Origin of the sequence: Mycobacterium sp. (genome assembly GCF_049683355.1) — a bacterium.
Lineage (GTDB): Bacteria > Actinomycetota > Actinomycetes > Mycobacteriales > Mycobacteriaceae > Mycobacterium.
In genome coordinates, this window is sequence record NZ_JBAUJB010000059.1 from 1 (window position 1) to 5,851 (window position 5,851).

At 66.8% G+C, this 5,851-nt stretch carries 7 protein-coding genes and 1 tRNA gene; 4 read left to right on the forward strand and 4 right to left on the reverse strand.

Annotated elements, in window-relative coordinates; all coding sequences use genetic code 11:
• Both WA944_RS03730 and WA944_RS03735 read left to right on the forward strand, forming a co-directional pair.
• The coding region (locus WA944_RS03730) for an ABC transporter ATP-binding protein C-terminal domain-containing protein (RefSeq protein WP_526646364.1) at positions 1-237 on the forward strand (237 nt) is incomplete at its 5' end.
• Positions 234-1,046: an ABC transporter ATP-binding protein gene (locus WA944_RS03735; protein WP_526611367.1), complete on the forward strand. Its 813-nt coding sequence runs from the start codon at positions 234-236 to the stop codon at positions 1,044-1,046. The genes WA944_RS03730 and WA944_RS03735, both read left to right, overlap by 4 nt.
• Positions 1,047-1,069: 23 nt before the next feature.
• Here the strand turns inward: WA944_RS03735 and WA944_RS03740 are convergent, their stop codons facing one another.
• On the reverse strand, positions 1,070-2,404 hold the full coding sequence (locus WA944_RS03740) for an ABC transporter substrate-binding protein (protein ID WP_526646366.1): 1,335 nt from the start codon (positions 2,402-2,404) through the stop codon (positions 1,070-1,072).
• 168 nt (positions 2,405-2,572) lie between these two features.
• Complete coding sequence (locus WA944_RS03745; RefSeq protein ID WP_526610372.1) at positions 2,573-3,181, reverse strand: two-component system response regulator PdtaR; 609 nt, start codon at positions 3,179-3,181, stop codon at positions 2,573-2,575.
• A 100-nt stretch (positions 3,182-3,281) separates the two neighbouring features.
• Here WA944_RS03745 and WA944_RS03750 point away from each other — a divergent pair.
• A tRNA-Leu gene (locus tag WA944_RS03750) sits at positions 3,282-3,355 on the forward strand.
• Between the two features lie 55 nt (positions 3,356-3,410).
• Positions 3,411-4,676 (forward strand): adenylate/guanylate cyclase domain-containing protein, encoded by a 1,266-nt coding sequence (locus WA944_RS03755; protein ID WP_526646368.1) that lies wholly within the window; start codon positions 3,411-3,413, stop codon positions 4,674-4,676.
• Here the strand turns inward: WA944_RS03755 and WA944_RS03760 are convergent.
• Complete coding sequence (locus WA944_RS03760) at positions 4,651-5,148, reverse strand: Dps family protein (protein WP_526646370.1); 498 nt, start codon at positions 5,146-5,148, stop codon at positions 4,651-4,653. The two genes, WA944_RS03755 and WA944_RS03760, sit on opposite strands and share 26 nt — an antisense overlap.
• A gap of 38 nt (positions 5,149-5,186) precedes the next feature.
• Positions 5,187-5,851 (reverse strand): DUF2339 domain-containing protein (locus WA944_RS03765; RefSeq protein ID WP_526646372.1); only part of this gene is annotated, 665 nt, incomplete at its 5' end.

Below are 5,851 nucleotides of genomic sequence, written 5' to 3' on the forward strand. Positions count from 1 at the left end.
ATCCGCGACATCAGTGACTGGGTGGTGGTGATGGCCCAGGGCTCGATCATCGCCGAGTCACCACCGGACGCACTGGCCGACAACCCCGCGGTGGTCGACGCCTATCTCGGTAGCCACCACGATCAGGCCCTCGAATTCGACGAGCACGGCAACCCCGTCGGCGCGACCGCCGAATTGGCACAACACCTCGAGCAGGCGGTCCTGGCCGAAATCGACAACGACGGTGAGAAGCGATGAGCGAGGCAGCGGACCGACCGACCGAGTTGTCGCCGGCCGAGCTGGCGGCCACGCCCGAGGAGCACGCACGCCTGGCCGAGGGCTCGCTGTTGCGTGCCGATCGCCTGGTGGCCGGTTACGTTCCCGAGGTCGACATCCTGCGCGGCTGCGACTTCTTTCTGCGCGACGGGGAGATCGTCGGCATCATCGGCCCCAACGGCGCGGGCAAGTCCACGCTCCTCAAGGCGCTGTTCGGCCTCATCCCGGTGCGGTCGGGATCGGTGACCCTGCGGGGCGACAACATCACGTCGGCGCTCGCCCACGTGCTGGTGACCAAAGGTCTGGGCTACGTGCCCCAGAACCGGAACGTGTTCCCCTCCTTGACGATCGAGGAGAACATGGAGATGGGCATCTATCTGCGCCGGTCGAAGTTCGCCGAACGGTTCGAGGTCGTCAGCGAGCTCTTCCCGCTGCTGGGACAGCGGCGGAAGGTCAAAGCCGGCGCACTGTCCGGCGGTGAGCGCCAGATGGTGGCGATCGGCCGAGCGCTGATGATGGAACCGTCGGTGCTGCTGTTGGACGAGCCCTCGGCGGGGTTGTCACCGATGTTTCAGGACGAGGTGTTCATCCGCTGCAAGCAGATCAACGCCGCCGGGGTCTCGATCATCATGGTCGAGCAGAACGCGCGGCGCTGTCTGCAGATCTGCGACCGCGGGTACGTGCTGGACCAGGGCACCAACGCCTACACCGACACCGGCGCCAACCTGATGAACGATCCCAAGGTCATCGAGCTCTACCTGGGCACCCTGGCCGGCAACCGCGAGAACTGACTCGGGCTGCCGGCCAAGGAAGCTCAGGCCTCGTTGACGATGATGTAGTCCTTGGTCTGCAGCGTGTTGTCCGGACCGAACTCCAGGCTGCCGTACGAGCCGACGGACGGTTCCCCCGCGGGACCGAACGCCAATTCGCCTGTCACACCGTCGTAGTCGATGTCCTCACCTGCCCTGATCCGGTCCCGGCAGTCGGCGAACGTCGTGCACTTCACGCCGTCGCGCGTCACCCCGATGATGTTGGCCGCGATGTCGACACCCGCCGTGGACTGGGCCTGCTCGGCGGCCAGCGCCGTGATCACCACCGCGTCGTAGGACTCCCCGGCGTAGTTGAAGTCGATGAGCGCGGGATCGGCTGCCTTGAGCCGGTTCTCGAAATCAGGACCGATGTCGGTCAGTGGCGTCGTGCCCTTCATGCCCGCCAGCAGGCCCGGGGCGACGCCCTCGCCGAGGGCGTTGCCCATGTTGCCGTCGGTGCCGTACACCAGCATGCCGTCCGACGGTCCGATGCCGACCTCGTGCATCCGGCTCAGGATCTTGGCGCTCTCCTCGAAGCCGATCACCGCCACCGCGTCGGGGCTGAACTCATTGGCCTGGTCGACCTCGGCGTTGAAGGACTGGGCATTGGGGTCGTAGACGATCGTCTTGATCTGGTCCGACGGAATGCCCGCCGCTTCGAGATCCTCGACCGTGTTGGCGGCCAAACCGGTGCCGTACGGATCGTTGAGCGCCATGATCACCACCCGCTGTGCGCCGTCCTGGGTGATCAACTGCGACAGCGCCTGCGCCTGCAGGACATCGGTCGGAGCGGTGCGGAAGTACATGCCCTTGTCCGGGTAGCAGACGAACTGGTCGGAGGTGTTGGCCGGAGAGAACTGCACCACTCCGGCGCTGGAGATCTTGTCGATCACCTTCAGCGACACCGCGGACGACGCGGCACCGATGATGGCGCTGACCCCGTCGGCGAGCTGGCGGTCCACCGTGACGTTGGCGGTGTCGGTCGTGGTGTCCCCGGAGTCCCCGGTGATCAGCTGGACCGGTTGGTCGAGCACGCCGCCGGCATCGTTGACCTCGGTGACGGCGACCTGCACGCCCGCGACTTCGGGCGGGCCGAGGAACGCCAGGGTGCCGGTCTCCGGCAGCAGGGTGCCGATCTTCAGCGGCGTGGTGACCGGTGCCGCCCCCGGGGTGGCCTGGGGGGGCTCGCAGTCGGTGGAGACGACCTCGGCGGATTCCTCGGTCGTCGTCTCCTCGCCGGTAGCAGAGGTGTCCTCCCCCGAATCGCTCGAGCAGGCGGTCAACGCGAGCGACGCGATCCCCACGATGGCGAAGGCACGAGCGAGAGTTCGATGTGTCATCGAGAAAGCTCCTGAATATGTCATTTGCCGACTATTGCCAGCGCCTGCGAGGCGCTGGCACGACGCTATCGGCTGCCGGCGGGACGTGAGATCCCTGCAAGCCCTCGTGACCAATCTGTGACCTCACGGAGAACAAGTTAACTCCCCCGTAGTACGAGCGGGTGAATGTCAGGGCGACTCGGGTTCCAGCGTCTCCAGAACCACCTCTGCGACTCGCTTCATCGTGGTGCGGCGGTCCATCGCGGCCCGCTGGATCCACTTGAAGGCCTCCGGCTCGGTCATCGCCTGCTTTGCCTGCAGCAGGCCCTTGGCGCGTTCGACGAGCTTGCGCGTCTCCAGGCGATCGGACAGGTTCGCGACTTCCTTCTCCAACTCCGCGATCTCGCCGAACCGGCTGACGGCCACCTCGATGGCCGGAATGAGGTCGCTGATGTTGAACGGCTTGACCAGATACGCCATCGCGCCGGCGTCGCGGGCACGCTCGACGAGTTCGCGCTGGCTGAAGGCCGTGAGGATCACGATCGGGGCGATCCGCTTGGCAGCGATCTCGGACGCGGCGTCGATACCGTCGCGGCGCGGCATCTTGACGTCCATGATCACGAGGTCGGGTCGCAGCGACTCGGCCAGGTCGACGGCCTCCTGCCCGTCGCCGGCCTCACCGACGATCTCGTAGCCTTCTTCGCGCAGCATCTCGGCCAAGTCCATCCGGATGAGAGCCTCGTCCTCGGCGACAAGCACGCGGTGCGGCTTGACGACTTCGTCTGGTGACCCGGTCATGGATCACATTGTGGACGTCGCGGGCCGGATGGGCGACCGCGGGGCCATCCTCTATGGTGGGAGGCCGCGCGAACTTGCCGTTCCCGGTGAGAGTGCCGACGCCCTCGTATCCCAACTGGCAGAGGAAACGGATTCAAAACCCGTACAGTGTGAGTTCGAATCTCACCGAGGGCACCGCAAAACGCACAGCTCAGCGGCCGTTGAGCGTTAGGCTCCGACAGTGGTCAAGGTGCGACCCGTATGTGTCCCCGACGTGGCGCTGGGTAAGCGCGCCTGGTCTCCGAGCCACCACCGCGACGACCCGGTCGGCCGCCGGCTGCGGGTGCTCAAGATCGCCGGCTGGATCGCAGCCGCGGTCTCGATCGGTTTCGGGGTGTTCCAGCTGGCCATGGGCGGAGCGCTGTGGTGGCTGGGGGCCGTCAACCTGTTCTGCGGCCTGGTCTTCCTGGCGATCCCGCGACTGTGCCGCTTCGGCGAGCTGGTCGCATCCCTGACGTTCGTCGGGTTCGCCTACGTATCGGTCGGTTTCATCTGCTTCACCATCGGGACCGGCTCGGGACTGCAGTTCTACACCCTGGTCGCCGCATCGCTGGCGGTGCTGATCCTCGGCATCGAGCGCATCGTGCTGACCGCGGTGATCGCCGCCGTCGGCGTGGCGATGACGATCGCGCTGGAGCTGACGGTGCCGCACGACCGGGGACTGGGACCACCCTGGACGTTGACGGCCGGGTTCATCACCGCGGTGGCCACTTCGGCGGTGATGATCATCGCCACCATCTGGTACACGCTGCGCGAGATCGAACGGGCGGAAGCGGCGATGGAGGCCGAGTACCAGCGCTCTGAGCAGTTGCTGGCCAACATCCTGCCCGCGTCGATCGCCGCCCGGTTGAAGGACCCGTCACGCACCGTCATCGCGGACAAGTACGACGACGCGTCGATCCTGTTCGCCGACATCGCCGGATACACCAAACGCGCCAGCGACACCGCGCCCGCGGAGCTCGTCCGGTTTCTCGACCGGCTCTACACCGACCTGGACGCGCTCGTCGACCGCCACGGTCTGGAGAAGGTAAAGACCAGCGGCGATTCCTACATGGTGGTCAGCGGGGTGCCCATCCCCCGCGCTGACCACCTGGAGGCGCTGGCCTCGCTGGCGCTGGACATGGCCCACGCCGTCGCCGACCTCAAGGACTCCGAGGGCCGCGACGTACCGCTACGTATCGGCATGGCCGCAGGGCCCGTCGTCGCCGGCGTCGTCGGCGCCAGGAAATTCTTCTACGACGTGTGGGGCGACGCGGTGAACGTCGCGGCCCGCATGGAGACCACCGACGTCGAAGGGCGAATCCAGGTGCCGGACAACGTCTATGAGCGCCTGCACGACTCATTTGTGCTCGAGGAGCGCGGCCACGTCGACATCAAGGGCAAGGGCATGATGCGCACCTGGTACCTGATCGGCCACCGGGCTGAGGTGGTCACACCTTCCGGTTCTCCGACTTGAGCAGCCACGCCAGCTTCTCCAGGCCGTCGATGAGCTGGTGCAGGATGTCCGCGGTGCTCGGATCCTCGGCGTCCACGGTGTCGTGGACCGACCGAAGCGTGTCGACCGCCGCGTACACGCGTCCGGTGATGAGGTCGACGACATCGGCGGTGCTGCGCTCGTAGGCGGGGAACTCCGGCAACGACGTGCTCGCCGCCACCGTGTCCGACCGACCGTCCGGCACGGAGTCCAGTGCGCGCATCCGTTCGGCAACGGTGTCGCTGGCCTCACGGGCGAAGTCCACGACCTCGTCGAGCTGGAGGTGCAGGTCTCGGAAGTTGGTGCCCACGACGTTCCAGTGCGCCTGCTTGCCCTGCAGGTGCAGTTCGATGAGATCCACCAGCACCTGCTGCAGCGCGGCGCTGAGTTCCGGTGAGGCCTGGAAGCCCGAGACCTCGGCGTCTGTCTTACGCACGTTTGTTGTTGTAGCCATACTTGACCCAACGCTCTGCAATCTGGATTCGATCCAATTCAGTGGGTGATCTGCGTCATGGCGTGGTCCTGTTTCTCCAGCAGGCGGGCGTAGCCGGCACCCATGCCGAGCAGGATCAGCCCCACGACGATGAACACCGCGACCCGGAAGATGCCGTCCAGGGTGCCCAGGTCGAACAGGAACAGCTTTGCCATCGCGGCGGCGACCAGCCCGAGTCCCCCGGCGATCAGCACCGAGCGCTCGGTGGGCGGCCGCCGGGCGGCGTAACCGAACAGCCCTGCCGCCATCACGATCCAGCAGATGGTCGCCGCCATGTGGCCGGCGTAGAAGCCCAGGTCGCCACCACCGCCGACGAGCGTGCCAGCGGTGACGGTGAACAACGTGACGGCGTAGCCGATCACCGCGACAGCGCCGACCCACAGCACGTGCGCCGTGGTTCTCCACGACCACACGATCGTCACCGCGCAGCCGGCCAGCAGGACGCTGGAGACCAACGTCGATACGGCCGAGGCGGTCCCGAACACAGTCGGCTCGAGCAGCGCGCTAGGCGGCGCGTACCCCGACTGGATGGCGGCGCCGATGATCGCGAAGCCCGTTGCCGCCCAGCGCGCCACATCGTCAGTGCGTCCGGCCACCGCCACCACCGCCGCCATCGCCAGCAGCACCGGGGCGGCCACCGGGCCGTCGAACGCCACGGTGACGG

Excerpts from the sequence above, each read along its gene's own strand:
- WA944_RS03735 (WP_526611367.1), top strand. The coding sequence starts at position 234 with ATGAGCGAGGCAGCGGACCGACCGACCGAGTTGTCGCCGGCCGAGCTG.
- WA944_RS03740 (WP_526646366.1), bottom strand. The coding sequence starts at position 2,404 with ATGACACATCGAACTCTCGCTCGTGCCTTCGCCATCGTGGGGATCGCG.
- WA944_RS03760 (WP_526646370.1), bottom strand. The coding sequence starts at position 5,148 with ATGGCTACAACAACAAACGTGCGTAAGACAGACGCCGAGGTCTCGGGC.
- WA944_RS03745 (WP_526610372.1), bottom strand. The coding sequence starts at position 3,181 with ATGACCGGGTCACCAGACGAAGTCGTCAAGCCGCACCGCGTGCTTGTC.